This window comes from Alitabrizicola rongguiensis (assembly GCF_021491355.1).
Classification (GTDB): Bacteria; Pseudomonadota; Alphaproteobacteria; order Rhodobacterales; family Rhodobacteraceae; genus Aliitabrizicola; species Aliitabrizicola rongguiensis.
Genome location: NZ_JAKENF010000001.1, coordinates 168,876 through 194,635 on the forward strand (window position 1 = coordinate 168,876; position 25,760 = coordinate 194,635).

The following is a 25,760-nucleotide window of genomic DNA, read 5'->3' on the forward strand; positions in this document are numbered from 1 at the left end:
GGCGCTCAGGCGCTCAAGACGGACCAGCGCTCGATCAGCTGCGATTCCATCACCCGCGACCGCGACGCCCAGGCCGATCCGCCGGGTGGGTCCTCGCGGAGTGCCAAAGGCAGCGCGTCGCGCCGGGCGACATCCGCCGAGTAGACGGCAAAGGCCAGCCGCCGCCCGGCGGGTGTCTGCACGAACCCGACCAGCCCCGAGGCAAAGTTCAGCGTGCCGGTCTTGGCCTGCACGGTCAGTGCCGGGTCTTTCGTCCCCTTCGCCGGCTGGCCCTCGAGCCCGCGCAACTTGAACGGCTTCATCAGCCCGACCAGTTGCCCGCCCGACGGCGCGGCCAGCGCCGCGACCATGTCTGCGGGCGCGACGCGGCTGTCCGGGCCAAGTCCGGAATGGTCCACGAAGGATCCCGATCGGCCAAACTTCGCATTGGCCCAGCCGCTCATCCGCCGCCCCGACTCCCGCAAGGTGCCCGCTTCCGGCCCGGAAGAGGACAGGCCAAGAACCTCGGCCGTCAGATTGGTCGAATACTTCAGCATTGACCGGATGACACTTGTAAGCTGCTCGCTCGATTGCCGCACAAGGATGGTCCCGGACGGGGCACCGCGCACCTCGCGCGGTTCGGGCAGCGTCAAACCCTGCGATTTGCAGAGCGCCCGGAACACGTCACCGGCATAGGCGCCCGGCTGGCGCACCGGAAGCCAGCGCGAGCCGGAATTGCCCAGCGCCGTCGCTGCCACCGTCCAGCTGTCGATCCCGCCCTTCTGATCGAAGGTAAAGAGTGGCTTGTCGCGGTTCACCACCTTCATCTGCGCCATCTGCACCGGCGGTACGAACCGGTCCGACCGCGCATCCATCGCCAACGACCAGCCATTGCCCTTTCGCTTCCATTCGAAATGGACGCGGTTGTAGTTCAGGTTCAGGCCCGAGATCGCAGGGTTGTACCCTACATAATCGGGCTGTTCCGGGTCGATCAGCGGCAGGTTCGGCAGCGCGCCGTCATCGACCAGGAAGCGCCCCGTCACACCGCGGACGCCCTTGGAACTCAGCGTTGCAGCCATCGCAGCCAGCATGTCGGTGGACAAGGTGGGATCGCCTGTCCCCGAAAGGACCAGATCACCCTGCACGATACCGCCCGCCACTGGACCGGTTGCCAACACCCGCGTCTCGAACTGGTGAGCGCCTCCAAGGCGGTCGAGCGCATAGAGCGTCGTGATTGCCTTGGCTGTCGAGGCCGGCGGCAAGACAAGGTCCGGATTGCGGGCATCGATCGTCTCGCCGGTCGTCGGATCGACGCACAGATATGCGACCTGGCCGCCCAGCCGCGCCGCCTGGATGATGTCGTCTGCCGCTGCCGCGACCGGCTTGGTCAGAACAGCCGGGGCACCCACCGTTCCGCCGGGCACTGGTCGGGGAACCGGACGGACAGAGGTCGTGGGGGCCTCAGCCAGCGCGGGTACGGCCACACCCGCCATCAGCGCGCCGAGAAGCCAGCGCCGGGAAACGTCAGAGTCGGTCTTTGTCATGGCGCGGACCCTAGTCCACCGCCCACCCCGGCATCAAGCCGCGCCTAGCGCCGCCACTCGCCCCGGGCACGGATTTGTGAAGACGACAAGTCGCTCTGCGGCATCAGGGCAAAGGCCCAGGCCGGAGGCGCCGACCGCGCGAGTTGCCCGGCCTCGACCCGCGCTGCCGGAAAAACCCTCGCCGCCACCGAAAGCTGCGCCCGGATGTTGCTGCCCGGCCGCGCCAGCACTCCGACAGGCGCCAGTGCAAGGATCCGCTGCCACCGATCCCATCGGTGGAATTGCGCCAGGTTGTCCGCCCCCATGAGCCACACAAAGCGCACGCCGGGATAAAGCGCTGTCAACCGCTCCAGCGTTTCGGCCGTGTAGCGCGTGCCAATCTTCTCCTCGATCCCCGTGATGACCACGCGGGGGTCCCGCATCACCGTTCGCGCCCGCGCGATCCGGGCCGCAAGCGGCGCCGGCCCCTCGGTCTTCAGAGGGTTTCCCGGCGACACCAGCCACCAGACGCGATCAAGGCCGAAGCGCTTGAGAGCCTCGCGGGTGATATGCACATGCCCCTCATGCGCAGGATCGAACGACCCGCCCAGAAGGCCGATCACCATGCCTGACGGCGCTATCGGGAATCCTTGACGCACCACGCCCCCTTTGCATCGGGACAGACTGCCGACAAGCGTCGCCGCGTCAAGGACTTGCGCAGCATTCCTGCTTGCCGGAAGCAAGAGATCGGCTAGGCTCAGTGAATGGACCATTCCGTCACCATAGCCATGGTGGACCCGGAAGACCCACGGGCCCGGGATTGTCTGGCGGCATATTTCCGACTGTTGACCGAGCGGATCCCGGGCATTTCGGTCGGCCATGTGCCAAATCCAGACCCCGAAGCCTCGTCATTCCGGCCGCCAAAGGGTGCATTCCTTCTGGCCCTGCGCGACAGGGAGGTCCTCGCCTGCGTCTCGGTAAAGACGGTCAACACCGAGACCGGCGAGGTCAAGCGCCTTTGGGTTGCACCAGGCGCGCGGGGAATGGGCCTTGCCCGGCGGATGATGGAGGCGATAGAGGCCGAGGCCCGCGCTCTGGACCTCGCGCGTCTTCGTCTCGACACGAACGAGAACCTGCCCGAGGCGATCGCGCTCTACCGCAAGACCGGCTGGACCGAGGTCGCGCCCTTCACCGACTTCCCCGCGACCCACTGGTTTGCCAAGGACATCTGATGCGGCCCGTTGCAGATCGCGCCCCGCGCCGGTAGAAGCCCCTCCAACCCCTGAATTCACGGAGCGGACGCGATGGCCAGCTATCAGTATGTCTACCACATGGATCACGTCTCCAAGACCTATCCGGGCGGCAAGAAGTGCTTCGAGGACATCAGCCTGAACTTCCTGCCCGGCGTGAAGATCGGCGTCGTGGGCGTGAACGGCGCAGGGAAATCCACGCTCCTGCGCATCATGTCCGGCCAGGACAAGGATTTCAAAGGCGAGGCCTGGGCCGCCAAGGGCGCCAAGGTCGGCTACCTGCCGCAGGAGCCGTGGCTTGACCCGAACCTCGACGTGAAGGGCAACGTCATGCTCGGCGTCGCCGACAAGACCGCGATCCTGGAGCGCTACAACGAACTCGCCATGAACTACTCGGACGAGACCGCCGAGGAGATGGCCCAGCTGCAGGACCAGATCGACGCCCAGAACCTGTGGGAACTCGAGGCGACCGTGGGCGTGGCGATGGACGCGCTCCGCTGCCCGCCCGACGATGCCGATGTGACGACCCTTTCGGGTGGCGAGCGCCGCCGCGTCGCGCTCTGCAAGCTGCTGCTTGAAGCCCCCGACATGCTGCTCCTCGACGAACCGACCAACCACCTCGACGCCGAGTCCATCGCCTGGCTGCAGAAGCACCTGATCGACTACAAGGGCACGATCCTGATCGTGACCCATGACCGCTACTTCCTCGACGACATCACCGGCTGGATCCTCGAACTCGACCGCGGCCGCGGCATCCCCTACGAGGGCAACTACTCGGCCTGGCTCGACCAGAAGGCCAAGCGGATGCAGCAGGAAGCGCGCGAGGACAAGGCCAAGCAGAAGGCGCTCGAGAAGGAACTCGAATGGATCCGCGCCGGCGCCAAGGCGCGGCAGGCCAAGTCCAAGGCACGGATCCAGAAATACAACGAGATGGCCGGCCAGACCGTGCGCGAACGCGCCACGACCGCGCAGATCATCATCCCGAACGGCGAACGCCTCGGCAACAAGGTGATCGAGGTCCAGGGCCTGAAGAAGCACATGGGCGACAAGCTCCTGATCGAGGATCTGTCCTTCACCGTGCCGCCGGGGGCCATCGTCGGCATCATCGGCCCGAACGGCGCCGGCAAGTCGACGCTGTTCCGCATGATCACCGGGCAGGAGCCGCCGGACGAAGGCACCATCACCCTCGGCGACACCGTGAAGCTCGCCTATGTCGACCAGTCGCGCGACGCGCTCGACCCCAACAAGACCGCCTGGGAGGAAATCTCGGGCGGGGCCGAGGTCATCCACCTTGGCGATTTCGACATGAACAGCCGGGTTTACGCGGGGGCCTTCAACTTCAAGGGCACCGACCAGCAGAAAAAGGTCGGCCTCCTGTCAGGCGGCGAGCGCAACCGCGTCCACATGGCCAAGCTCCTGCGCTCGGGCGGCAACGTCCTGCTCCTCGACGAACCGACCAACGACCTCGACGTCGAAACCCTGCAGGCGCTGGAAGCCGCCATCGAGGACTTCGCCGGCTGCGTGCTGGTCATCAGCCACGACCGCTTCTTCCTCGACCGCCTCTGCACGCATATCCTGGCTTTCGAGGGCGACGCGCATGTGGAATGGTTCGAGGGGAACTTCGAGGCCTACGAGGAAGACAAGGTCCGCCGTCTGGGACCGGACTCGATCGAGCCGAAGCGGGTGAAGTACAAGCGGTTCTCGCGGTAAGTGCCGCAGGCAACTGCGGCGGCATTCCCTCTTAAACCGGCTGGGTGCGCGCGGAGGCGCGCCTGGCCGGGGGCCCTCCCCTTGATAAGGACCTGCTAGCGTCCCAAGCTATCGCTTGGGCGGATGCGGTTGTTCGTTCGATGGCTCGCGAATTCAGGAGATGAACAAATGGAAGCGCCTGAACGCACCCAGTTGCTGCAAATCCTAGCGGACCGCTTCACCGCCAACCGGGCCCGCCACCCCGGCATCGACTGGGCGGCGGTCGAGGCGCGGCTCCACGCCCATCCGGAGAAGCTCGCCACGCTTTCACTGATGGAACAGACCGGCGGCGAGCCCGATGTGATCGGCCTCGACGCGGCCACCGGGCAGGTGATCTTCTGCGACTGTTCCCCCGAAAGTCCGGCCGGCCGGCGCAGCCTCTGCTTCGACCGCGCCGCCCTCGACGCCCGCAGGGAGAACAAGCCCACCGGCTGCGCGACCGAGCGCGCGGCCGAGATCGGCATCACGCTGCTCGATGAAGACCAGTACCGCGCCCTGCAGAGCCTCGGCGCCTTCGACCGCAAGACCTCAAGCTGGGTCCAGACGCCGGACCGCATCCGCAAGCTCGGTGGCGCGCTGTTCTGCGACCAGCGCTACGATACGGTCTTCACCTATCATAACGGCGCGGATTCCTACTATGCGGCGCGTGGGTTCCGCGGGCGGCTTCTCGTCTGACCTGCGCAAGATTTGTTTCGAGCGCGGCGAAGGGCGGGGGCGACATTCTGACGGTCAGAACTTCCCCTCCTTTCCGATTGAACAGAGATGCCATAGGGTTTGACCATTGGCGCCAAGGGTCTGGCAGATCAAGAAAGCGGGTGTTCGCAATGGCGTGGCTCATCCTGTCAGAAGACGGCCCCGATGGCCCCCGCCTTCGCGCCGACGCCGAACTGATGGCGGCCCACTGGGCCTATGAGCTTTCGATACAAGACCGGATTCTCGCCGCCGGCAGTCTTCGCTCGGACGACGGCGAGACAAAGACCGGCAGCCTGCTGATCGTCGATGCATCCAGCCGTAAAGAGGCGATGGCGCTCATCTCGGCAGATCCCGCCACGAAGGCCGGGCTGCGCGGCCGGGTCACCATCCGCTATTGGAACCCGGCCATCCTGAACCGCGCCGAAGTCTGATAGCTCCGACGAATCGGCCGCGCTCTAGGCAGTGACCTCACGCAGTTCGGACGACCCATTGTGGCCGCCCGCAGGCCGCCGTGACACGCCACCGCGATCCGATCGCCGGCGACGAGCCCGGCACGCTGAACCGAACGGGCGCCGACGGCATCAAAAACGGATTGTTCACGAATCTTCGGCTTCCGGGATTGTGAAATTTGCGTAACTAATTTGTGACCAAATTGTGTCATGAGCCCCAAAGTGCGAATCCTTTCCAAGTTCCGCGATACCCTGTCCGACCTCCGCGAGCGCGTTGCCCATGACCTTTTGGTCTTGAGCGGAGTTGGCACACCGCTTTCGTTCAGCGCCATGGTTCGCGCCCGGCAGACCCGCTGGCGGCGGGGCAAGTACCGCCCACTTGCACGGTTATTCACCAGCAAGGTCGAGGGTGCCGAACTGGTCCGGAACCTGGGGTTCAGCATACCGGAAACCCTGCATTGGCTGCCCCGTGCCGAGAAGCTTCGGGATGTCGAACTGCCGGCGAATTACGTCTTGAAGCCTGAGCGCGGCCATTCCAGCCGGGGCGTGTTCATCATGCGTGATGGCGTCAACCAGTTCGGCGGGGAACGGCTGGATGTCGAGGCGCTCATCGCGCGGGCGTCAGAGGCAACGGATGGTGCCTATCTTGTCGAGGAGTTGCTCACTAACTTCGACGGAAATCCAGGAATTCCTTATGATTACAAGTTTTTCTGCTTCGGGGCGAAAGTCGTCGCGATCCAGGTGATTGACCGCAACGGCGCCGAAGTAGGTGAGATGAAGCGATCCTGGAGCCTGGGTCCAGACTGGCGGCCGCTTCCCTTCCACCTGCACCGCTCAGGCCGGTCCGATTGCGGCCCCGCGCCTGTTCCGCCTTTCGCGGACGAAATGGTTGCGATGGCCTCGGCGATCGGTGCCGAGATCGGGGTGTTCATGCGCATTGACCTTTTTGCGACAACCCGTGGGCCGGTCTTCGGAGAATTCGAGCCCTTCAGCCATCGCAACTACACATCTCAGGCAAATACCTGGCTCGGATCCTTCTGGAAGGGGCTCGAAGGCGGGCCGGTCAGGAAGACGCGGGTCCCTGCACTTCGGCCTCCCCACCTTGGCGCGCAGGCCAAGGGTTTTGCCGTCGGTCGCGATCAAGTGACGAGTTGATTGCGCTCTACTCCAGTTCGCAAGGACCGGCGCTTCTGCTCAGGTGCTGTTCGGGTGCCCTTGCCTAGGCCCGGGGAGTGGGTCTAGGCAAGGGCAGACCGACGCCAAAGAGTGACCGATGTCCGATACCCTTAGCGCCACCGTTGAACCCCTTGTCGAAACGGTCGGGGTCGCGGTTTCAAACGATCTGGCAAATCCTTCGCCGCTGACCGAGATAAGCCTTGCTGTTCCCGGCGTGGTTCTGGTGATCGGCTTGCACGGCTGGTTCCTGGGGCGCATCTCGCGCCGCTTTGCTCAGTCCTTCAAGAAGGTAGACAGCCATACCCCCCATTGGCGTGTGAATCTGCTCATGGGGTTGACGGTCGCAGCCCTCGCCAGCGCCCATCTGATCGAGACCTTCATCTGGGTCGTCCCGATCTGGTATCTTGGTCTGACGGACACCTTCCGTCACGCCTACAGCTTTACGCTCGAACAATACACAACACTAGGTGCCGGAACCGTAACGCTCCCTCCGGGGTGGAGTCTGCTCGGGCCATTGATCGCGATATCCGGGCTGTTCACCTTCGGATGGACAGGGTCTGTCCTTGTCTATGTCATGGGCGAGTTGTCGAAATGGCACGGCAACGACGACAAGTAACCTCGCGCGTGCCCATCGCAGATTGCCGTCAGGTCAGAACACACTCATCACGTCGTACATGACTGGCTCGAAGCGGGAACAGAGCGCCGAGATCTTTCGGTTGCGTTCACGCATTTCAGGTGTGCGGAGCATCGCCATGAAATCCTCGCGCCGCCGCCATTTCGAGTAATTGGCGATGCGGGTCTGCGCATCGTTCATGTGCAACCCGGCGCCGAGAAACCCGGGCTGATGGCGGATGAACTCCGAATAGGCCGATTGCAGCGCCTCCATCAGATCTGCTGCCGTGCCTGGCGTCATCTCGAAGGTCGTGATGACGGTCTGGCCATCGAATGATGTCGAGATCTCCGGCATTCCCTCCTCCTTCGGGTCGATCAGACCTTCTTCACAAGTCGTACCAGAGCAAGGAAAATCACGGCGCCAATGGTCGAATGGATGATCGAACTGAATACGCCCCCCGGGCCGCCGAAGCCAAGACGGGGCAGGACGAACCCGGCAACCAGCGCGCCGACGATGCCGACGACAATGTTGCCGATCACCCCAAACCCATAGCCCGCGACGATCTTGCCAGCCAGCCAGCCGGCGATCGCCCCGACGATCAGCATGGCGAAGACGCTTTCGACACCCATCTTGATTCCCCTCTGTTTGCTTTGAACTTACGGTGGAACCTCTGACACCAGAAGTCATTTCCGCGACGTCCTTGCATCCCTGACGCCAGTTGGCCAGTCTCTTGCGGACCGGGAGGAGCCTGTCATGCCAAGCGAAGAGATCGATACCAACCGTCTGGCTGACCTGCTGGCCAAGCGGGCAAGGTCGGGGCGGGTGATCGCCGCCATCGCCGGCGCGCCGGGGTCAGGCAAGTCGACTTTGGCAGAAGCCCTGGTAGAGACCTTGAACGCGGGTCAGCCCGATTGCGCGGCTGTGCTGCCGATGGACGGGTTTCACTATGACGACCTCTACCTCGTGCCTGCGGGCCTGCGCCCGCGAAAGGGCGCGCCCGAGACCTTTGACGTTGGCGGGTTCGCCCATGTGCTGAAGCGGCTGCGGTCCCGGGACGAGGCCTTTGTCGCCGTGCCTGTTTTTGACCGGTCCATCGAAATCGCAAGGTCCGGAGCGCGGCTGATCCCGGCCGAGGTGCCCATCATTGTGGCCGAGGGCAATTACCTCCTGCTCGACCGCAGTCCCTGGTCAGACCTGCGCCCGCTCTTCGACGTCACGGTGATGGTCGATGTGCCGGAGGAGATCCTGCGCAAACGGCTGACGGCGCGCTGGCAGGGCTACGGCCTGTCAGAGGCCGAGATCGCCTGGAAGCTTGATGGCAATGACCTGCCGAACGGGCGATTGATCCAAGCGGAGAGCGCCCTGGCAGATTACCGCATCCTGTCGGAGTGAGCGCTTGCGTCAGCGGCCCTATGCCCTAGCTTTCGCAGGCCGCGTCATCAACTTGGAAACACCCCAATGCGACTGCTGATCGTCCCCTTGCTTCTTCTGCCAGCCACGCTCGCCGGGGCCTCCACGGGTGACGCCTGGGATGAATTCCGCGACAATGTCAGGACGGCTTGCCGAGCCCTTGTCCCCGACACGCCGGGCGTGACGGTCGAGGTCAATCCATTCGGGTCCGAACACTACGGCGTCGCCATCGTTACGGTTGACGACGGGGCCGGTACGGACCGCATGATCTGCATCTACGACAAGGCAAGCCACGCTGCCGAGCTGTCCTCCCCTTTCGCCGAGTAGCACGATGTCCGATACACCGCCCCCCGCCAGACCGCCGTCGCGCTTTCTTGACGCGGACCACCCGTTCTTCCGTCCTGCCTGGCGCCGATGGGCGACGGCGCTCGTCCCTCTCGGCTGGGGAGCGATGGAGCTGGCGACGGGCAGCCCCGGCTGGGCGGTGATGTTCGGCGCGGCCGGGGCCTATGCCCTCTGGGTGCTGGTCATCCGGGGGCCGTCGACGCCCGCCGGATAGAGCAGCGCGAGGATCTCGTCGGCCAGCACCTCGACCTCGACCGAGGCCGGCGACTTGCCGAATTCCTGTGCGCCAAGGCCCTGCCCGAGCGTTTCGGCGAAAACGACGCGCTGGCCAAAGCGCGACTCGGCCACTTCGGCCTCGAGATTCGCCGCCGCAGCCGCAACTTCCTCGCCCAGGCGTGTCCCGGATTTAGTCCGGTTCAGAACGATCGTCGCCCGCTTGCGTTCACGTGCTGCCAGATCGAGTACACCGTCGGTCGCCCAGAGGTCGACATGGCTTGCCGCCACAGGGATGAGTACAAGATCGGCCTCGCGCAGGGCGGGGCGCAGATCGGCATCGACCTTGGGCGGGGTGTCCACGATCACCACGTCATTGGTCTTGCGCAGCTTTTCGCATTCGTAGGACACACCCCAGGCCGAGGCAGTGGAGAGGTCCATCCCCGGCTCGCCCAGCCTTTCGCGGCGGGTCAGGAACCAGCGCCCGAGGCTGCCCTGGGGGTCGGTGTCGAGAAGCGCAACCGTCATCCCCCGCCGGGTGAAGGCCACGGCGAGGTTCACGGCGAGCGTCGTCTTGCCCGATCCGCCCTTCTGCTGCGCGATGGTGATGACCTTGCCCGCCATGCGTCTGACCTCCTATGCCGCATTGCAGCATAGACTACGGCGCGCCGGAATGCACCCGGGATGCGACGATCTGGCCGGATTTGTTGAGGGCCTGCGATCAGGGGCAGTCGAGCCGTCCGCGCATCACCCCGGAATCGCCGGTGACCGAGGCGGCGACGGGCTCGCAACCCGTGGCCTGCGCCACGGCTGACAGCATCGCCGCCCGCGCGGCGTCGTGGCCGCCATGGGCGACCCGGTCCAGGCGGATCGCCTCGAAGGCCGGCCCCTTCCGATAGACGGCATAGGTCTTGCCGGCGACGCGCATCTCGGCCCGGTCGGCCCCGATCATCCGCGGCGAGGGGCTGTCGCAGGCTGCCAGACACAGAAGCAGGACCAGATACCGCATGGCGATGCCCCTCCCCCGAGACCGGCCAAGGGTGGCGGTGAACTGGTTAACCTGCGGTTAATCGGCGCGGCAGGCCCCCTGCCCCTCGCCGTGGCCTCGCGATCTCTGCTAGCATCCGGGTCTCATCCGGGGAGGCGAGATGAAACCGAAATCGATCCGCGAGGTTCTGGCAGGGCGCGAACTGGCCCAGGTCGAGACCGGCCAGAGCGTCGGCGAGGCGGCGCGCGTGCTGGACCGGCTGAATGTGGGCACGGTGGTGGTGCTGTCGGGCGGGCGCCTGTCGGGCATCCTGAGCGAGCGCGACATCATCCGCAAATGCGTGGCGCAGGGGCTGTCGCCCGAGACGACGCCGGTCGACAGGGTGATGACCGCCGGCCCGCATTGCGTTGGCATCGACGACGGGTTGGCCGAGGCGTTCCACATCATGCGCGACGGCGGCTTTCGCCATGTACCGGTGGTCGAGGGCGACCGGGTCGTCGGCCTGATCTCGATCCGCGACATCCCGACCGAATACCGCGCCATGCTGGAGCAGTTTGAGGCTTTCCGCTCCGGCGCCGACTGACCGTTCAGAAGACCCCGCGATAGCCCTGGATCAGCGCCCGCACCTCGGGCGTGATGTCATGCACCCTCGGCGCGCCGATCCGGCGCACCTGCCGCGAGGCGCGGGCCAGGCGCAGGCCGATCCGGCGGCGCGAGCGGCGGAGAAGGATGGGGAGTCTCGTGGCGGACATGGGCGCCTCCCTCACAAGGTTCCGGGAAGCGTGGCAGGGTTGTGCGACAGGGGTGTGAAGGGTGAGGCGCGACCCCGGCCCTTGCCGGGGTGAAAACGGTCCAGTGGACCGTTTTCAGCGCCGAGCGCCCGATCCGCAAGGATCGGGCCGGGTGGGGTTCTCCGCTTGTCCCGTGGCTAGGCTCAGGTCGCGCCGGACCGCCGGGTGGGCGCGAACGCGCCCGCCCGAGGGGGGTGAGGGGCGCCCCGACGATCTTCCAGTGGAAGATCGTCAGCCCCGAACGCACGCCACGCAAGCGGCGGGCCGGGAGACGGGCGCGGCCTGATTTGACTGGGGTCAAATCAGGCAGGTGCATGAAGGGCGATGTTGGGAGTTCTTGGATCAGGTGGGGTGAGCATTCCTTGCTCACCTACGGCTTGCTTGTTGAAAACGTGAACTCCCCGCAGCTAGGATCAAGTGACCATGGAGAGGACCCGAATGCACTATGGTTTCTGCTGTACGTTTCCATTCGCTATTTTCTGCGAGTTAGATGCTATCAAATGGACCGTCTGCGACATCAAATTTGAAGATGTACGCTTGAGAATCTCGCCGCCCTTTCGCAGCGAATCATATCTACGCCGTGGCTCTCCGGATTTTGACTATTGGAGTTCTCCAATACTGAAGGAAAGAAGCGCCAAGACCCCCGAGCAGTACTCCCGGCCATTTTCTGTGTACCCAACACTAACTCAAGACGTGCACGGAAAGACGAAAGCAACTGTTGTCGTAAGAGATGATGCAAGATTTGAATCTCTTCCACTTAATTCAATTCAGTTCGATATTTTCACCACTGATGAAAATGAAGCGCATGCACTGTTTGAAAAAGTGAAATCAAGGGGATTAAGAAATATCAAGAGAGGCAGCCATCAATACTGGATACTTCAAAACCCTAGCTACTTTGAGAGTGATCTGAAGTCCACCTTTTGCGCAGACGAGAACTACACTATTCACGAGCCTCCATGGAGTAGCACTTTTATCGTTACTCCATCAAAGTTAAGTAAACCCATATCGCATGAACTATGGCAAAAATCTTGGATAGATGCATCAACTTCACAACCTATAGATTGGCTCGATTATCTCTTAGAGGCGGAGCACTACTCAGCATCGAAAGAGAAGGAAAAATCTCTTATGCAACTTGCGTTGTCACTTGAACTTCTAAAGTCAGACCTTTGGGAGGCATTGAATCAGGCTGGAAAATGCTCTCGACGAGAGATGCGCAAAGCTCAAGATAGTACGCAGGAAATCTACCACTACTTCGCCGACAATCTTTACTCTGCCTGTGGCGACAGCATAGAGCGCTTCGATCGAGATTCATTCGCTTCGATAAAGCAGATTTGGATGTTGCGCGGCCTAATCGCCCATGGCCGCGCAGAACGAGTCAGCAGTATGGTTGGCCAGCGTCTAGATGACATTGACTTTGAGACACTTATCGAGGGCGTACTAGGAGCCGCTTATTTTGTGGAGCATGTACGCCGAAGCTTATGAATCCATCTTCAGCGCATTGATGAACGCCTGCTGCGGGATCTCGACCTTCCCGAACTGGCGCATCCGCTTCTTGCCCTCTTTCTGCTTGTCCAGCAGCTTGCGCTTCCGGGTGGCGTCGCCGCCGTAGCACTTGGCCGTCACGTCCTTGCGCATGGCGGAAATCGTCTCGCGCGCGATCACGCGACCGCCGATGGCCGCCTGGATCGGGATCTTGAACATGTGGCGGGGGATCAGTTCCTTGAGCTTCTCGACCATCGCCCGGCCGCGCAGCTCGGCGCGGGCGCGGTGGACCATCATCGACAGGGCATCGACCGGCTCGTCGTTGACCAACACCGACATCTTCACCAGGTCGTCCTCGCGATAGCCGGTGATCTGGTAGTCGAAGCTCGCATATCCCTTGGTGACCGATTTCAGCCGGTCGTAGAAATCGAAGACCACCTCGTTCAGCGGCAGGTCGTATTCGACCATCGCGCGGTTGCCGGCATAGGTCAGGTTCAGCTGGATGCCGCGCCGGTCCTGGCAGAGCTTCAGGATGTCGCCCAGGTATTCATCGGGCACCATGATCGTCGCCTTGATGCGCGGCTCTTCCAGGTGGTCGACATGGGTCAGGTCGGGCATGTCGGCGGGGTTGTGCAGCTCCATCATCGAGCCGTCGCGCATGTAGATGTGGTAGACCACGGAGGGCGCGGTGGTGATGAGGTCGAGGTCATATTCCCGCTCCAGCCGGTCGCGGACCACCTCGAGGTGCAGAAGGCCAAGGAAGCCGCAGCGGAAGCCGAAGCCGAGCGCGGCCGAGGTTTCCATCTCGTAGCTGAAGGAGGCGTCGTTGAGCGCGAGCTTCTCGATGGCGTCGCGCAAAGCCTCGAAGTCGTTGGCATCGACCGGGAAGAGGCCGCAGAACACCACCGGCTGCGCCGGCTTGAAGCCCGGCAGCGGCTGGTCGCAGGGTTTCTTCTCATGGGTGATGGTGTCGCCGACGCGGGTGTCGCGGACCTGCTTGATCGAGGCGGTCAGCACGCCGATCTCGCCCGGCCCCAGTTCGGCGATGTCGACCATCTGCGGCTTCAGCACGGCGAGCTTGTCGATCCCGTAGATCGCGCCGGTCTGCATCATGCGGATGCGGTCGCCCTTCCTGATGACGCCGTCCATCACCCGGATCATGACGACAACGCCGAGATAGGCGTCATACCAGCTGTCCACCAGCATCGCCTTCAGCGGCGCATTCCGGTCGCCCTTGGGCGCCGGCAAGCGATGCACGATCGCCTCCAGCACGTCAGGGATGCCGAGGCCCGACTTGGCCGAGATCAGCACGGCATCCGAGGCATCAAGGCCGATCACATCCTCGATCTGCGCGCGCACGCGGTCGGGCTCGGCCGCCGGCAGGTCGATCTTGTTCAGGACCGGCACGATCTCGTGCCCCGCATCGATCGCCTGATAGACGTTGGCGAGCGTCTGCGCCTCGACCCCCTGGGAGGCGTCAACGACGAGAAGCGAGCCTTCGACGGCGCGCATCGACCGGCTGACCTCATAGGCGAAGTCCACGTGGCCGGGCGTGTCGATCAGGTTCAGCACGTAATGCTGGCCATCCTTCGCCTTGTAGTCGAGGCGCACGGTGTTGGCCTTGATGGTGATGCCCCGCTCGCGCTCGATATCCATGCTGTCGAGCAACTGCGCCTTCATGTCGCGGTCGGCCACGGTGCCGGTCGACTGGATCAGGCGGTCGGCCAGCGTGGATTTGCCGTGGTCGATATGGGCCACGATCGAGAAGTTGCGGATGTGCGAAAGCTGGGTCATGCGCGGCTTATGGCAGGTTTTATTGGGCGGTCAAGCAAGCGGATGTGCGCGGAAATCCGCCGCCCGGCAAGGGGTCAGACCCGCGTCCGCGCCCCCCGGATCGGCAGGAACTTGCCAGTCGGGGCCGCGGGTTGAAGTTTTTCCGCCGAATCGGCATACTGCGTGGCAGAAAAATCGCAGGTTCAGCTGCGGAAACCACGAGGCAGAGCAGATGACGTCTTTGATCCGTGTTGCGGTTATGGCCGCGCTTTTCCTTCCCCTTGCATCCGGCATCGCTCTTGCCGGTGGACCGATCGAGAAGGCTTGCAACCGGTCCGATCGTAACGGTGCGACCCGCAGCATGTGCAGCTGCATCCAGCAGGCCGCCGACCAGACCTTGAGCAACGCCGACCAGCGCCGCGCGGCCAGCTTCTTCGAGGACCCGGACAAGGCGCAGGACGTGCGGCTGTCCACCCGGTCCTCCGACGATGCGTTCTGGGACCGTTACCGGAATTTCACCAACGCCGCCTCGTCCTACTGCGCCGGCTGAGACAGGCGGCGGATCAAGGCGCGGCAGCCGTCCTCGATCAGGTCGAGCGCCCCGTCGAAATCGCCAGAGTACCAGGGGTCCGGCACGTCCATTGACTTGGCGCCGGGCCTTTCTGCATCAAGCAGGCTGCCGAACAGCAGAAGCTCGGCCGTCGCCCGTGCCGGGCGACGCTCCTCGGCCCCGCGCAGGTTGGAGCGATCCATGGCAAGGATAAGATCGAAGCGGCTGAAATCCTCGGCCGCCAGCTGACGCGCCCGCAGGGCCGTCAGGTCGTATCCCCGCTGCGCCGCCGCGGCAATGGCGCGGCGGTCGGGTGGTTCGCCTGCGTGCCAGTTCCCTGTCCCGCAACTGTCGACGGTCAGGTCGAGCCCGGCCGCATCCGCCATGTGGCGCAGGACCGCTTCGGCGGTGGGCGACCGGCAGATGTTGCCAAGGCAGAGGAACAGGATGCGGGCCATCTCAGCGGAAGGCCGGTCCATGCGCCCAGAGCGTCAGCGACCAGCGCTCGCCGGCGGTCACGGGCGTGACGCGGTGCAGCACGAAGCTCGGGAAGACGGTGGCGGTGCCACAGTCCCGCGGGGCGGCGTGGATGTTGCTGTCCGGGCGGAGTTCGAGCGTGCCGCCCTCATAGCTATCCGGATCGGACAGTTGCAGAACGATGGTCAGCTTTCGCTTCGCCGCCCAGTTTCCGGCGCCGATGTCCGAATGCCAGTCGAAATGTCCCTCTCGCTCGGACCCGTAGCGGGCGATCTGCGCGCTTTCGCCGAAATCGGTGAGGTCGAAACCATAGCCGTCTCGGTTGGCGCGCGCGACGAGGCCGATCAGCCTGTCCATCACCCAGGCGCCGCCTTCGAGATCGTCGAGCCAGGCAATGTCGGCCCGGCGGATGCCATGCCGGGTCGTGCCACCGACCAGACCAGCATCGCGCAACTGCGCGGCTCGGGCCAGCGCGACGACATTCTCGCATTCGGACGGCGAGAGGGCGGCAGGCAAGGTCAGGAAAGGCGGCATTCCAGGGTCCGGCAAAGGAAAAGGCCCCGCCAAGTGGCAGGGCCCATCACTGTCCGTCAAGGCCGGAAAAGGATCAGGCGGCCGCTTGGGCCTTCTCGATCTCTTTCTTGATCTTCAGGGCGCGATCCGACAGCTCGTCATCCTTCGCCTTGACGAGGAAGGCGTCGAGGCCGCCGCGGTGATCGACGGTGCGGAGCGCCGCAGCCGACACGCGGAACTGGAACGACTGGCCCAGAACGTCGGAGATCAGGGTCACATCATTCAGGTTCGGCAGGAAGCGCCGGCGGGTCTTGTTGTTGGCGTGGCTCACCTTGTTCCCGGTGATCGGGCCCTTGCCACTCAGTTCGCAAACGCGCGACATCGGTCTTATCCTTGTTCTGAACCGGCAGGGCTGGTCTGCCGAAGTCTTCCGTCAAGCGGACAGACCACCCCAAAGAGGTGCGCCCGCAATTCCATCGGGGCCGTTTAGGGGCAAAGCGCGGCGGCGTCAAGCGATTCACCCCCCGGTTTTCCGCGGGACGCACCGAAAGAAGGGGGCTTTCCGCCCCCTCTGTCCCTGTGGGACATTCACCCCCGAGGGTATTTCAGCCAAGAAGAAACTGGGCTCAGGCGGATTTCAGGGCCGCAAGGAATCGCTCGGCCGCAGATTCGGGGGTGAGCTGTCGCCCGGCGACCTCGGCCCCTAACTTGTCGAGTGCGGCGCGCGCCTTTGTCGTTTCGAGCACTGCAAGAAGACCGGCGCGCACTTCGGCCTCGAACCAGTGTCGGGCCTGCGCCGCGCGGCGCGCCTGCCAGTGTCCGCTCTCGCGGCGCCAGCGGGCGAGGGTCTGCATCTCGGTCCATGCCGCGTCCAGGCCCGACCGCTCGACGGCCGAAACGGTCATCGCCTTGGGAAAATCCGGCGGGTCCTGCGGGCGGTGGCGAAGCAGACGCAAAGCCCCGGCATAATCGGCGCAAGTGCGGATCGCAGCCGGCTTCAGATCACCATCGGCCTTGTTGACCAGAATCAGGTCGGCCATTTCCATGATCCCGCGCTTGACGCCCTGCAACTCGTCCCCGCCCGCCGGAGCCAGCAGCAGCAGGAACAGGTCGCACAACTCGGCCACCATGGTTTCCGACTGACCGACGCCGACCGTCTCGATCAGGATCACGTCAAAGCCGGCTGCCTCGCAGATCGCCACCGCTTCCCGCGTGCGGCGGGCGACGCCGCCCAGATGGCTTTGGCTGGGCGAGGGCCGGATGAAGGCGCGCGGGTCACGGGACAGATGCTCCATCCGTGTCTTGTCGCCGAGGATCGAACCACCCGATCGTGCCGAGGAAGGATCGACCGCCAGAACGGCCACCCGCAGCCCCTGCCCCGTCAGCATCAGGCCGAAGCTCTCGATAAAGCTCGACTTGCCCACCCCCGGTGTGCCCGACAGACCGATGCGCAGCGCCTCACGCCCCGCGCCGCGCAGGATGTCGATCAGGAGAACCGCCTGCGCCCGGTGATCCGCCCGGGCGCTTTCCACCAGCGTGATCGCACGGGCCAGCGCCCGTCGATCGCCGGCGATCACGCGACTGGCAAGATCCGACACATCCATGGGCACCCTCCGGCGAAGTTCCGCCTGACAAGCACCGTCCCACACCGAATTGTCAACGCCGGCGGGGCTGCCCCTGTCACAAAGCCGCGCTAGGCTTCAGTCAACCACGGGAGAGTCCGATGCGTTCACTGCTTCTCGCAAGCGCCCTTGCCTTGTCATCGCCCGTGTTGCCGGCGAATGCCGGGGAGTCCGCCACCTACGACCTGTCGATACGTGGGCTTCGCGTCGGGACGGTCAGCTATTCCGGCGAGATCACGGATGGTCGTTATTCCGTCACGGGGCAGTTGCAAAGCGGCGGTGTTTTCGACTGGGTGAAGCACATCCGCTACGACGCCAGCTCTACCGGCCTGGTCCGTGGCGACCGTTTCACCCCGCAGCGCTACGTCGAAGCCGCCGATACAGGCAAACGCCAGTCGGAAGCGGTGATGGAGTATCGCAACGGCGTGCCGCAGGTAAAGGTCTACAACCCGCCGCGCGAGCCCGGCAGCGGCGGCCTTGACCCGGCGAAACAGGTGGGAACCGTCGATCCCTTGACCGCGATGTTCGCGGCATTGCGCGATGTGCCGGCCGCCGACGCCTGCGACCTGACGCTGCAGCTTTTCGATGGCAAGCGTCGCAGCCTCGTGACGATTGGGCCGCTGACAGCCTCCGCAGAGGGTGCGACCTGTGCCGGAGAGTATCGGCGTGTCGCAGGATTCAGCGACTCCGACATGGCCGAGAAGACGCGCTTCCCCTTCACTCTGGCGCTCGAGCAGGCCGGGGATGGCAAGCTGCAGGTGTCCGAGATTACCATGGACACGCTCTATGGAAAAGGCCGGATGAAACGGCGATAAGGCGGGGGTGACCAACCCGCTTCCCATCGACGAGGCCCTGCCCGGATTGATCGCCGCGTTGCGCGGCCGGGGGATGGCCGTGCTGCAGGCCCCGCCCGGCGCCGGCAAGACCACCCGCGTTCCGCTTGCCCTGCTGCCCGAGGTTCCGGGTCGGATCGTCATGCTCGAACCGCGCCGGCTGGCCGCGCGTGCTGCGGCCGAACGCATGGCCGAGACGCTTGGCGAAGGCGTGGGGCAGACCGTGGGCTACCGCATCCGGGGCGAGGCCAAGGTCTCTCGTGCGACGCGGATCGAGGTGGTGACCGAAGGTATCCTGACGCGGATGCTTCAGTCTGATCCGTCGCTCGACGGGATCGGCGCGCTGATCTTCGACGAGTTCCACGAACGCTCGCTGAACGCCGATCTCGGCCTTGCGCTGGCGCTCGAGGTCCGGGGCGCGCTGCGCGAGGATCTGCGTCTGATCGTGATGTCGGCGACGCTCGATGCCGAACCGGTGGCAGCGCTGATGGGAGACGCGCCTGTTGTCACCTCGGCCGGTCGGGCCTTTCCGGTCGAAACCCGGTGGCTGCCGCGACCGCTTCCCGCCGGAGCAAAGTTCGAGCCGGCGGTCTCTGACCTCATCCTGCAGGCGCTCGACGATACCTCGGACGGTGGGCTTCTGGTCTTCCTGCCGGGTGAAGGCGAGATCCGCCGCGTGGAGGGGTTGCTGAAAGGGCGCCTGCCAGACGGACTCGAGGTGCGGCCTCTGTTCGGGGCGATGGACTTCACGGCACAGCGCGCAGCCGTCGCCCCCGCGATCTCGGGACGAAAGATCGTGCTGGCAACATCGATCGCCGAAACCTCGCTGACGCTGCCGGACATCCGTGTGGTCGTCGATGGGGGGCGCGCAAGACGGGCACGTTTCGATCCATCGTCGGGCATGTCGCGACTGGTGACAGATCGTGTCACCCGGGCCGAGGCCGAGCAGCGGCGCGGGCGGGCGGGACGCGTGGCAGAAGGGGTATGCTACCGGCTCTGGGCGAAGGCCGAGGAAGGTGCACTGGCGGCCTATCCCCCGCCGGAAATCGCGGCTGCCGATCTGACGGGGCTTGCGCTTGAACTTGCGCTCTGGGGCGGCGGCATGGGGCTGGCGTTCCTGACACCGCCTCCCGCCCCGTCCCTCGCCGAAGCGCGGGCGCTGCTGCGCGATCTCGGGGCACTCGATGCGGAGGACCGCATCACCGATCACGGACGGCGACTTGCGCTCATGCCGTTGCATCCGCGGCTGGCCCATATGCTCGTTCTGGCCGGCCGGCAGGCGGCACCCCTCGCCGCGCTGATGCAGGAGCGCGACCCTTTGCGCGGCGCTCCACCCGACTTGACGCTGCGGCTGGACGCAGTTCAGAACCCAAAGCGCTTTGAAGCGGATCGCCCCTACCCGGTTCACCGGCCCACGCTCGAACGGGTGCGCGATGAGAGTCGGCGCCTCGTCCGACTGGCGGACGAAGAAGCCAGTCCGATGACCGCAGGGGCGATGGCGGCACTGGCCTATCCCGACCGGATCGGCCTCCGCCGCAAGGGCGATCAACCGAGATGGGTACTGGCTGGCGGAAAAGGCGCGGCGATGGAACCTGGCCTGCCCCTGTCCGACACCCGCCTGGTCGTGGCCACCGACCTCGACGGGGACACCCGCGAGGCCCGGATCCGCCAAGCGGCCGCCCTCAGCGAAACCGAGCTGAGGGCGCTATACGGCGCGCGGATCGAAAGCCGCTGCCTCTGCGAATGGTCCCGGCGGGACGGGCGCGTGCTGGCGCGCCGGCAGGAAGTCCTGGGAGCGATGGTGCTGAGCGATCAGCCCTGGCCGGACGCGGCAGACGAAGATGTGGCCCGCGCCGCACTCGATGGCCTGCGGCAGATCGGCCTGACCTGGAGCGAACCTGCCCGCCGCCTGCGCGCGCGCATCGAACTGGCCCGCGCCGATGGAGCGGACTTGCCCGATTGCCGTGACGAGGCACTTCTGGCGCGCGCCGAAGACTGGCTGCTGCCCTGGCTCGGGAAACGACGAAGCGAGGCGGATCTGCGCGCGCTCGACCTTGCGGAACCGCTGCGCCAGTCGCTGGACTGGGAACAGATGCAAGAGGTTGACCGCCTTTGCCCGTCGCATTTCGAAACGCCACTCGGGCGGCGAGTCCCGATCGACTACGAAGGCGAGGCGCCGTCGATCGAACTGAAGCTGCAAGAGCTTTTCGGCGTCACCCGCCATCCGACGGTGGCACATCGCCCTCTGCGCATCACCATGCTGTCGCCGGGCGGCAAGCCGGTGCAGGTGACGATGGATCTGCCTGGCTTCTGGGCCACATCCTACGGCGATGTCCGCAAGGACATGCGCGGCCGCTATCCGCGACACCCCTGGCCCGAGGACCCGACCCAGGCCGAACCCACCCTTCGGGCCAAGCCCCGCGGCAACTGACGGAATTCCCAAAGCGCTTCGGATGAGACCTTTTCTTGCCTGCTTTTTCGGCATAAGGATAGGCTGGCGAGCGGGAGGTTCCGGAATGACGAGTGAGATGCAGGCTGCTGTCCGTGGCCGATGGGCCGTGGCGGCGATGTTCCTGTCCAACGGGTTCCTCTTCGGCTCCTGGGCGCCGCAGATTCCCCTGCTGCTTCCCGTCCACCAGATCACCGAAAGCACGCTTGGGCTCTTGATCCTGGTGCTGGGTCTCGGCGCGGTCGCCGCCATGTCCTTTTCCGGTCGCCTCATCGCCCGCTACGGGTCACGGCGGATGGTGCGGATCTTCGCGCTTCTGTCCAGCATCACGCTTGTGTCGGTGATCTTTGCCCCGACAGTGCCGGTGCTAGCCGTAATGATGGCGATGATGGGGGCTTTCCTCGGGACCATGGACGTCTCGATGAACGCCAACGCCGTCCAGGTCGAACGCAAGCTCAATCGGGCGATCATGTCCTCTTCGCATGGGTTCTGGAGCCTTGGCGGCTTTCTGGGCGGCGGAATCGGCGGCTACCTCATCTCCCATGTCGGGCGCGAGCCGCATGCGGTGGGGGCCAGCATCATCGCTCTGCTGGTGATGCTGGCGGCGATGCCATTCCTGGTCAGCGACGAGAAGGCGCCCGCTGTATCGGTGCCGCACAAGAATCAGAGCGCGGGCACACGGGACGTGGCCCTTTACGTCCTGGGGCTGATGGCGCTGTTCTCGATGGTGCCCGAAGGCGGCGTGCTCGACTGGGCGGCGCTCTATCTCACCAAGGAACACGGCTCGTCCCTGTCCACCGCCTCCTTCGCCTTCGCGCTCTTCGCCGGCACAATGGCGCTGGTGCGCTTCCTCGGGGATTCCGTCCGCAACCGCTTCGGCGCGGTCACGACACTGCGCATTTCGGGGGTCGTCGGGGCGATTGGGCTTATGGGTGCCAGCGCCGCCCCGAGCGACCTGATCGCGATCCTCTGTTTTGGGATCGCTGGCCTCGGGGTAGCGAATATGGTGCCGATCGTGCTGTCGGCGGCGGGCAACCATCCTGGCGCCAGTGCGGGCAGCGGCATCGCCACCGTCTCGATGATGGGCTATGCCGGCATCCTGTTCGCGCCGTCAGCGATCGGATTTGCCGCAGAACACATCGGCTACCGCATGACCTACTTCGTGCTGGCCGTCCTGCTTGCCATCGTCGCGACGCTGGCGTCGCGCGTTGCTTCCGCGGACAGGATTGGTGCCCATCCTCATCCGGCCGAATAGAGGACCAAGACCCGGATTCGCGGTCAGGCCGCCATGAAATCGCGCTTGCCCAGATCGACGCCGTTGTGACGGAGGATGTCATAGGCCGTGGTCGCGTGGAAATAGACCTGCGGCAGCGAATAGACCGTGACAAAGGTCAGACCCGGCAAGGTCACGTCTTCGCCGCGGATCTTGATCGTTATCGGTCGGTCTGCGGCACCGGCAAAGCGATCGGGAGCGAAAGAGGCGAGATGGGCGCGGGCGGCGGCCACCCTGGCCCGCAAATCGGCAAAAGTGGTCTCGGTATCGGCAAAGCTCTTCAGCTCGTCCCCCGCGAGCCGCGATGCGGCTCTGGCGCAGAAGTCGCAGGTCAGTTGCACCTGCCGGGTGAAGCTGAACATGTCTGGATACAGCCGGAAACGGAGAAGGGCCTGAGGATCGATCTTCTTCGCCTCGCAATGCGCCTCGGCCTTGGCAAGGATGTTCGACAGGGCCACAAGCATGCGGTCCATAGGCTGGATGGCAATCTGATGGATCATCGTGTCCGCTCCTCTTCCGGCCGCGCATATGACTGTCCTGCGCGGCTGTCGTCCAGCCCCGTGTCACGGGGGGATCAGATTGACCGCGCGACCATGTCCGTCGGCAGGACCCGCGCGAAATCCGCCCCAAGGATCGTAAGCGTCATGTCGAGCAGGGCATCGGCAGGGATGCGGCTGCCATCGGGGCGCGGAATGTCGAACCCGATCAGGGAATCTCCCGGCAGGATCACCTGATAGCCAAGATCCGAGGCAGCCCGCGTCGTCGAGGTCACGCAAAAGGCCGCCACCGCCCCCGTCAGCACCAGCCGGTCTATCCCCTGCACATTGAGGTAGTCGTCCAGCCCGGTTCCCGCAAAGGCAGAGGACCGCGATTTCACGAAGATCTTCTCACCCGGCAGCGGCAGCGCACAGGGCATCACCTCGCCCCCGGGCTGGCCAAAGGCGACCGGCGTGCCCGGCTCGTTGTGGTGCACATGGATGACCGGCAAGCCACGCTCGCGGAACAGCGCCAGCAGCTCCGCCACCCGATCCTCGGCCTGCGGATTGGCCCGTTCCCGCCCTGCGGTGGTGCGATGGGCCATCTCCATCTGCATGTCGATCACGAGAAGAGCCGTGGTCATCGCCCTAGACCCCCAGACACCAGCGCATGACCGCCTTCTGTGCGTGAAGGCGGTTCTCGGCCTCGTCGAAGATGACCGAATGAGGGCCATCCATGACCGCGCTCGTCGCCTCGTCGTTGCGATGGGCCGGCAGGCAATGCATGAACAGGGCGTCGGGCTTGGCGTGTTCCATCAACGCCTCGTTCACCTGATAGGGGCGCAGCTGGTTGTGGCGGCGTTCCTTGGCGCTTTCGGGGTCGTGCATGCTGACCCAGGTATCGGTCACGACCAGATCCGCACCGCTGACCGCCGCGACCGGATCGCGCTCAATCCGCACCGAACGGCCCTTTTCGCGCGCGAAGCCAACGAAACCGGGTTCAGGGTCAAGCGTCTCGGGCCCGGTGAAGGTGAAATCGAAGCCGAACTGGCCGGCGGCGTGCAGGAAGCTGGCGCAGACGTTGTTGCCGTCGCCGCACCACACCACCTTGCGCCCGGCGATCGGACCGCGATGTTCCTCGTAGGTCATCACGTCGGCCATGATCTGGCAGGGATGGGTGCGGTTGGTCAGGCCGTTGATGACCGGGACCGAGGCATACTCCGCCATCTCGAGCAGCGTCGCCTCCTCGAAGGTGCGGATCATGATGAGATCGACATAGCGGCTGAGCACGCGGGCGGTGTCGGCGATGGTCTCGCCATGGCCGAGCTGCATCTCCTTGCCCGACAGCACCATCGTCTGCCCGCCCATCTGGCGCACGCCGACATCGAAGCTGACGCGGGTGCGGGTCGAGGGTTTCTCGAAGATCAGCGCCACCATGCGGCCGGCCAGCGGCTGGTCGTCATCGGGCATACCCTTGGGCCGACCGTTGCGGGCGGTCTTCATGGCATGAGCGGTGTCGATCATCGTCCGCAGCGCGGCGGGATCGGTCGTGTGGATATCAAGGAAGTGGTTCATCGGACTGGTCTTTTTGACTGGCGGTGGCTCCGGGGGCTGTCTGCCCCCGGAGCCCCGAGGATATTTGCAAGCAGAAAATGCTCAGAACTCTGGCGAAGACCCGCCGGATCGTCGGTACTGGAAGGCGTAGGACATCACCGGATCAGCCGACATGGGCTGTCGCCAGATCCCGCTCCACCTGGACAGCCGCACGGTCGAGGCGCTGGACGGCCTCGGCGATGTCGGCGTCGGGGATATTGAGTGCGGGCAGGATGCGGATCACGTTGTCGGCGGCAGGCACCGTCAGCAGATGTTCGCCATAGGCCGCCTTCACGATGTCCGTGTTCGGCACCTTGCACTTGAGCCCGAGGATCAGACCCTGCCCCCGCACCGCCTCGAAGAGGTCGGGATGGGCCGCGACGAGACCTTCGAGCCGTTGCCGGAAGAGCGCGCCCTTGCGGCTGACCTCGTCGAGGAAGGCAGGATCGGCGATCTCCTCGACCACCGCCGCGCCGACCGCGCAGCCAAGCGGGTTGCCGCCATAGGTCGAGCCGTGGGTCCCTGCGACCATACCGGAGGCCGCCTCTTCCGTCGCAAGGACAGCGCCAAGTGGGAAGCCGCCGCCGATGCCCTTGGCGACCATCATGATGTCGGGCTCGATCCCCGCCCATTCATGGGCGAAAAGCTTGCCGGTCCGTCCCATGCCGCATTGCACTTCGTCAAGGATTAGGAGCGTTCCGCTGGCATTGCACACGGCGCGCAACTCTTTCAGGAAGGTGTCGGAGAGGACCCGGATCCCGCCCTCGCCCTGGATCGGCTCGACGATGATAGCGGCGACCCGGTCGTTCAACGCGGCCTTGACGGCAGCCAGATCGCCGAAGGGCAACTGGCGGAAGCCGGGCAGGAGCGGGCCAAAACCCTTGGTCATCTTTTCGGATCCTGCCGCAGCGATAGCGGCACTGGAGCGGCCGTGGAAGGCACCGTCGAAGGCGAGGATGTCGGTGCGGTCCTTCTGGCCTTTCTCGTACCAGTATTTCCGCGCCATCTTCACCGCGAGTTCCATCGTCTCGGTGCCCGAATTGGTGAAGAAGACCGTATCGGCGAAGGTGTTGGCGACGAGAAGGTCGGCCAGCCGCTCCTGTTCCGGGATGCGGTACAGGTTCGAAACATGCCAGAGCTTTGCGGCCTGATCCGCGATGGTCTTCACCAGCTTGGGATGCGCATGACCGAGCGCGTTGACTGCGATGCCCGCGCCCAAGTCCAGGTATCGGCTGCCATCCTCGGCGACCAGCCAGGAGCCTTCGCCCCGGACGAAGGCGAGGGGGGCGCGGTTGTAGGTGGGCAGGACGGCGCTGATCATGAGCGGGCTCCGTATAGGAAGGCTAAGGGGTGCCAAGCGGCGAGGAAAACGTCAAGGAAGATGACGGATGGCCAAAGGCCGCGATCGCCTTATCGGCGTCGCGTAGAAAGGAACCGGATGCTGTTCAGGTTCAGGGCCATGCCACGCGCTTTAGCCGCAAGCGGCGACGCGGTCAAAGGATTTTCGCGGCGAGGAGCAGTGCGGGCGGACAGGCCGGCC

General features: G+C 64.9%; 30 protein-coding genes. 14 read left to right on the forward strand and 16 right to left on the reverse strand.

The window, feature by feature from the left end; translation table 11 throughout:
- Window positions 1–5: 5 nt before the first annotated feature.
- Together dacB and L0V05_RS00820 are read right to left on the reverse strand one after the other, a co-directional pair.
- Window positions 6–1,523, reverse strand: coding sequence for a D-alanyl-D-alanine carboxypeptidase/D-alanyl-D-alanine endopeptidase (gene dacB / locus L0V05_RS00815; protein WP_234867455.1), 1,518 nt, complete (start codon window positions 1,521–1,523; stop codon window positions 6–8).
- A gap of 44 nt (window positions 1,524–1,567) precedes the next feature.
- On the reverse strand, window positions 1,568–2,161 hold the full coding sequence (locus L0V05_RS00820) for a nicotinate-nucleotide adenylyltransferase (protein ID WP_234867457.1): 594 nt from the start codon (window positions 2,159–2,161) through the stop codon (window positions 1,568–1,570).
- 186 nt (window positions 2,162–2,347) lie between these two features.
- Here L0V05_RS00820 and L0V05_RS00825 point away from each other — a divergent pair, with 186 nt between their 5' ends.
- From L0V05_RS00825 to L0V05_RS00850, 6 genes are all read left to right on the forward strand, one after another.
- Window positions 2,348–2,734 carry a GNAT family N-acetyltransferase gene (locus L0V05_RS00825; protein ID WP_234867458.1) on the forward strand — a complete coding sequence of 129 codons (387 nt, stop codon included), beginning with the start codon at window positions 2,348–2,350 and terminating at the stop codon, window positions 2,732–2,734.
- 72 nt (window positions 2,735–2,806) lie between these two features.
- A complete protein-coding gene (ettA, locus tag L0V05_RS00830) occupies window positions 2,807–4,462 on the forward strand; it encodes an energy-dependent translational throttle protein EttA (RefSeq protein WP_234867459.1) in 1,656 nt (551 codons plus the stop codon).
- A gap of 168 nt (window positions 4,463–4,630) precedes the next feature.
- Entirely contained in the window at window positions 4,631–5,176 is a 546-nt protein-coding gene (locus L0V05_RS00835) for a DUF4256 domain-containing protein (RefSeq protein ID WP_234867460.1), read from the forward strand.
- Window positions 5,177–5,325: 149 nt separating this feature from the next.
- Window positions 5,326–5,625 (forward strand): YciI family protein, encoded by a 300-nt coding sequence (locus L0V05_RS00840; RefSeq protein ID WP_234867461.1) that lies wholly within the window; start codon window positions 5,326–5,328, stop codon window positions 5,623–5,625.
- A gap of 228 nt (window positions 5,626–5,853) precedes the next feature.
- On the forward strand, window positions 5,854–6,798 hold the full coding sequence (locus tag L0V05_RS00845; RefSeq protein ID WP_234867462.1) for an ATP-grasp fold amidoligase family protein: 945 nt from the start codon (window positions 5,854–5,856) through the stop codon (window positions 6,796–6,798).
- A gap of 118 nt (window positions 6,799–6,916) precedes the next feature.
- Complete coding sequence (locus L0V05_RS00850) at window positions 6,917–7,435, forward strand: hypothetical protein (RefSeq protein WP_234867463.1); 519 nt, start codon at window positions 6,917–6,919, stop codon at window positions 7,433–7,435.
- A gap of 33 nt (window positions 7,436–7,468) precedes the next feature.
- Here the strand turns inward: L0V05_RS00850 and L0V05_RS00855 are convergent, their stop codons facing one another.
- Together L0V05_RS00855 and L0V05_RS00860 are read right to left on the reverse strand one after the other, a co-directional pair.
- The gene (locus L0V05_RS00855) at window positions 7,469–7,786 is read right to left on the reverse strand and encodes an antibiotic biosynthesis monooxygenase family protein (RefSeq protein WP_234867464.1); all 318 of its coding nucleotides are present in this window, start codon (window positions 7,784–7,786) and stop codon (window positions 7,469–7,471) included.
- A gap of 20 nt (window positions 7,787–7,806) precedes the next feature.
- Window positions 7,807–8,061 (reverse strand): GlsB/YeaQ/YmgE family stress response membrane protein, encoded by a 255-nt coding sequence (locus L0V05_RS00860; protein WP_234867465.1) that lies wholly within the window; start codon window positions 8,059–8,061, stop codon window positions 7,807–7,809.
- A 124-nt stretch (window positions 8,062–8,185) separates the two neighbouring features.
- On the opposite strand from L0V05_RS00860, the gene L0V05_RS00865 reads away from it, so the two are divergent.
- On the forward strand, window positions 8,186–8,824 hold the full coding sequence (locus L0V05_RS00865; RefSeq protein WP_234867466.1) for a nucleoside triphosphate hydrolase: 639 nt from the start codon (window positions 8,186–8,188) through the stop codon (window positions 8,822–8,824).
- 66 nt (window positions 8,825–8,890) lie between these two features.
- The gene (locus L0V05_RS00870) at window positions 8,891–9,169 is read left to right on the forward strand and encodes a hypothetical protein (RefSeq protein WP_234867467.1); all 279 of its coding nucleotides are present in this window, start codon (window positions 8,891–8,893) and stop codon (window positions 9,167–9,169) included.
- A 180-nt stretch (window positions 9,170–9,349) separates the two neighbouring features.
- Here the strand turns inward: L0V05_RS00870 and parA are convergent, their stop codons facing one another.
- Both parA and L0V05_RS00880 read right to left on the reverse strand, forming a co-directional pair.
- Window positions 9,350–10,024, reverse strand: coding sequence for a ParA family partition ATPase (gene parA / locus L0V05_RS00875; RefSeq protein ID WP_234867468.1), 675 nt, complete (start codon window positions 10,022–10,024; stop codon window positions 9,350–9,352).
- A gap of 97 nt (window positions 10,025–10,121) precedes the next feature.
- Window positions 10,122–10,409 carry a hypothetical protein gene (locus tag L0V05_RS00880; protein WP_234867471.1) on the reverse strand — a complete coding sequence of 96 codons (288 nt, stop codon included), beginning with the start codon at window positions 10,407–10,409 and terminating at the stop codon, window positions 10,122–10,124.
- A 139-nt stretch (window positions 10,410–10,548) separates the two neighbouring features.
- Here L0V05_RS00880 and L0V05_RS00885 point away from each other — a divergent pair, with 139 nt between their 5' ends.
- Window positions 10,549–10,971, forward strand: coding sequence for a CBS domain-containing protein (locus L0V05_RS00885; RefSeq protein ID WP_234867473.1), 423 nt, complete (start codon window positions 10,549–10,551; stop codon window positions 10,969–10,971).
- 4 nt (window positions 10,972–10,975) lie between these two features.
- On the opposite strand, the gene L0V05_RS00890 is transcribed toward L0V05_RS00885, so the two are convergent.
- On the reverse strand, window positions 10,976–11,140 hold the full coding sequence (locus L0V05_RS00890) for a hypothetical protein (RefSeq protein ID WP_234867475.1): 165 nt from the start codon (window positions 11,138–11,140) through the stop codon (window positions 10,976–10,978).
- A gap of 477 nt (window positions 11,141–11,617) precedes the next feature.
- Here L0V05_RS00890 and L0V05_RS00895 point away from each other — a divergent pair, with 477 nt between their 5' ends.
- Window positions 11,618–12,661, forward strand: coding sequence for a hypothetical protein (locus tag L0V05_RS00895; RefSeq protein WP_234867477.1), 1,044 nt, complete (start codon window positions 11,618–11,620; stop codon window positions 12,659–12,661).
- On the opposite strand, the gene lepA is transcribed toward L0V05_RS00895, so the two are convergent.
- Window positions 12,656–14,455, reverse strand: a complete 1,800-nt coding sequence (gene lepA / locus L0V05_RS00900; protein WP_234867480.1) for a translation elongation factor 4 — start codon at window positions 14,453–14,455, stop codon at window positions 12,656–12,658. The two genes, L0V05_RS00895 and lepA, sit on opposite strands and share 6 nt — an antisense overlap.
- Before the next feature lie 211 nt (window positions 14,456–14,666).
- Between lepA and L0V05_RS00905 the strand changes: the two genes are divergently transcribed.
- The gene (locus L0V05_RS00905; protein ID WP_406565938.1) at window positions 14,667–14,984 is read left to right on the forward strand and encodes a hypothetical protein; all 318 of its coding nucleotides are present in this window, start codon (window positions 14,667–14,669) and stop codon (window positions 14,982–14,984) included.
- Here L0V05_RS00905 and L0V05_RS00910 read toward each other — a convergent pair.
- The 4 genes from L0V05_RS00910 to meaB form a co-directional block, all read right to left on the reverse strand.
- Window positions 14,969–15,463, reverse strand: a complete 495-nt coding sequence (locus L0V05_RS00910) for a low molecular weight protein-tyrosine-phosphatase (protein ID WP_234867482.1) — start codon at window positions 15,461–15,463, stop codon at window positions 14,969–14,971. The two genes, L0V05_RS00905 and L0V05_RS00910, sit on opposite strands and share 16 nt — an antisense overlap.
- Window positions 15,444–15,995, reverse strand: a complete 552-nt coding sequence (locus L0V05_RS00915; protein ID WP_234867484.1) for a 2OG-Fe(II) oxygenase — start codon at window positions 15,993–15,995, stop codon at window positions 15,444–15,446. Before L0V05_RS00915 ends, L0V05_RS00910 begins: the two co-directional genes overlap by 20 nt.
- A 73-nt stretch (window positions 15,996–16,068) precedes the next feature.
- Window positions 16,069–16,356, reverse strand: coding sequence for a 50S ribosomal protein L28 (gene rpmB / locus L0V05_RS00920; protein ID WP_234867486.1), 288 nt, complete (start codon window positions 16,354–16,356; stop codon window positions 16,069–16,071).
- Between the two features lie 244 nt (window positions 16,357–16,600).
- Window positions 16,601–17,578, reverse strand: a complete 978-nt coding sequence (meaB, locus tag L0V05_RS00925; protein WP_234867488.1) for a methylmalonyl Co-A mutase-associated GTPase MeaB — start codon at window positions 17,576–17,578, stop codon at window positions 16,601–16,603.
- Between the two features lie 119 nt (window positions 17,579–17,697).
- Here meaB and L0V05_RS00930 point away from each other — a divergent pair, with 119 nt between their 5' ends.
- The 3 genes from L0V05_RS00930 to L0V05_RS00940 all read left to right on the forward strand — a co-directional run bounded on the left by L0V05_RS00930 (window position 17,698) and on the right by L0V05_RS00940 (window position 22,133).
- A complete protein-coding gene (locus L0V05_RS00930) occupies window positions 17,698–18,411 on the forward strand; it encodes a DUF3108 domain-containing protein (protein ID WP_234867490.1) in 714 nt (237 codons plus the stop codon).
- A gap of 7 nt (window positions 18,412–18,418) precedes the next feature.
- Complete coding sequence (hrpB, locus tag L0V05_RS00935) at window positions 18,419–20,860, forward strand: ATP-dependent helicase HrpB (RefSeq protein WP_234867492.1); 2,442 nt, start codon at window positions 18,419–18,421, stop codon at window positions 20,858–20,860.
- Window positions 20,861–20,945: 85 nt separating this feature from the next.
- A complete protein-coding gene (locus L0V05_RS00940; protein ID WP_234867494.1) occupies window positions 20,946–22,133 on the forward strand; it encodes an MFS transporter in 1,188 nt (395 codons plus the stop codon).
- A 23-nt stretch (window positions 22,134–22,156) separates the two neighbouring features.
- Here L0V05_RS00940 and L0V05_RS00945 read toward each other — a convergent pair whose 3' ends face one another.
- From L0V05_RS00945 to L0V05_RS00960, 4 genes are all read right to left on the reverse strand, one after another.
- Complete coding sequence (locus L0V05_RS00945) at window positions 22,157–22,651, reverse strand: DUF1993 domain-containing protein (RefSeq protein WP_234867496.1); 495 nt, start codon at window positions 22,649–22,651, stop codon at window positions 22,157–22,159.
- Between the two features lie 74 nt (window positions 22,652–22,725).
- Window positions 22,726–23,271 (reverse strand): cysteine hydrolase family protein, encoded by a 546-nt coding sequence (locus tag L0V05_RS00950; protein WP_234867498.1) that lies wholly within the window; start codon window positions 23,269–23,271, stop codon window positions 22,726–22,728.
- Between the two features lie 4 nt (window positions 23,272–23,275).
- Window positions 23,276–24,202, reverse strand: coding sequence for an ornithine carbamoyltransferase (gene argF / locus L0V05_RS00955; RefSeq protein WP_234867500.1), 927 nt, complete (start codon window positions 24,200–24,202; stop codon window positions 23,276–23,278).
- Window positions 24,203–24,344: 142 nt separating this feature from the next.
- Window positions 24,345–25,541 (reverse strand): aspartate aminotransferase family protein, encoded by a 1,197-nt coding sequence (locus tag L0V05_RS00960; RefSeq protein WP_234867502.1) that lies wholly within the window; start codon window positions 25,539–25,541, stop codon window positions 24,345–24,347.
- Window positions 25,542–25,760: the final 219 nt, after the last annotated feature.